The following is a 1,518-nucleotide window of genomic DNA, read 5'->3' as shown; positions in this document are numbered from 1 at the left end:
TTTTTTGTTTATAAACGTAATCAGTAGACAGTAGTTATAAAGTAATACTGATATAGTAGTCACTTCTTTTAACTTCATACTGATAACATAGACACATTACCTCTGGGCCGAACAGAGCCCTTCTGAGAGATTAGTTGTTCGGCTTTGCAAAGCTATCGTATCCATCTCTTTCTCGTTACTTTTCACGGGTTTTCTTTTATTCCGCCACATTTTTATTTGCGTTTCCTTCTCCCCGTGCACTATGCCCGGGGTTTTATAACCGACACTCATGTGCGGTCGGCGGTAGTTGTAGAAGTAGATGTAGCGCTCTATCACGCTCGCGGCACGCTCGATGGTCTCGAACAGCCCTTGCCTATAGAGGCGTTCCACTTTAATTATCCCATTGATACGTTCCGCCACGGCATTGTCCGTGGGCTTGTAGTCTTCCGTCATGCTGATGGCAATGCCATGCCGCCGAAGGCGCTCCACGTACGCGTCGCAACAATACTGCACGCCACGGTCAGAGTGGTGTATCAGGCCCTCCAGATTTTCACTCCCTGTCATCTCAACGGCCTGGTCTATGGCCTGCCGCAACGCCTCAAGCGTGGCTGAGGCACGCAAGCTATCAGCCAGTACCCATCCCACTATCTTATGGGAATAAGCATCCGTGACCAGATGCAGGTAACAGACGTCTCCGCCGGCAAGCGGTATATAGGTAATATCGCTAACCCACAGTTGATTGGGAGAGGTTGGGACAAAGCCCTTTATCAAGTTCTTCCACTTATGGTAACGATGGTTGGAATTGGTTGTGCCCCTGGCTTTGCGCGGAGGAAGCATCAGGCGGTGTCGACGAAGCAGCGTGTAGAAGCTGTCGCGACCGGGCATGAACCTCTCTCCGAAGAGGGCGGTGAGCATGATCCACAGCTTGTAACCACCGATACCGGGATCCTCGCCACGTATCTCACGTACGGTATCCAGCATGAGACGTTCATTCTTCACATGGCTCCCAATGTCAGCCTTGGACTGGTAATAGGCTTGACGACAATGGCCAAACAGACGGCAGGCTGGCGCTACTTTCATCTTGCGAAGCCTGACCAGTTCCGTTACTATTTGGCCCCAGGTTTTTTTCTGATGGGAATGTTAAAATACTCTTCCGCACGCGTGATCATTAAATCACGGGCCTCGGTTTCCAACCGGGAGAAGGCAAGGGCCTTCTCCAACTCCTTAACACGCTTCTTGAGTCGCGCGTTTTCATCATGGTAATCCTCTTTGCTTCGATCGCTCATATCCGTAGGGGCTTGACACGGAGCCAAAGATACCTCTTTTACCACTGATTCATACTTCGCCAGCCATTTATTTAACAAAGTTATCCCACTAATACCATGTTGTTTGCAAAAACTGGTTTTGCTCATGCCGGATTGATAATAAGAATGAAGAAGATGCAATTTCTCTTCTTCGCTGTAATGCTCATGTTTTTTGCGCATAATAATTACACATTTTATTGTTATTGAATGTGTCTACCTATATCAGCATAAGACA

At 48.2% G+C, this 1,518-nt stretch carries 2 protein-coding genes; both read right to left on the bottom strand.

The features are described from left to right. Positions 1–96 precede the first annotated feature (96 nt). Positions 97–1,059 (bottom strand): IS3 family transposase, encoded by a 963-nt coding sequence (locus NBH16_RS23210; RefSeq protein WP_009018803.1) that lies wholly within the window; start codon positions 1,057–1,059, stop codon positions 97–99. A gap of 26 nt (positions 1,060–1,085) precedes the next feature. Beyond that, a complete protein-coding gene (locus tag NBH16_RS23205; RefSeq protein WP_005862367.1) occupies positions 1,086–1,463 on the bottom strand; it encodes a transposase in 378 nt (125 codons plus the stop codon). Positions 1,464–1,518: the final 55 nt, after the last annotated feature.

It is taken from the genome of Parabacteroides sp. Y3-G-102 (genome assembly GCF_023656845.1).
GTDB lineage: Bacteria > Bacteroidota > Bacteroidia > Bacteroidales > Tannerellaceae > Parabacteroides > Parabacteroides distasonis.
Note: the sequence above shows the minus strand (reverse complement) of the source record. Positions and strands in the feature narration are given on the sequence as shown.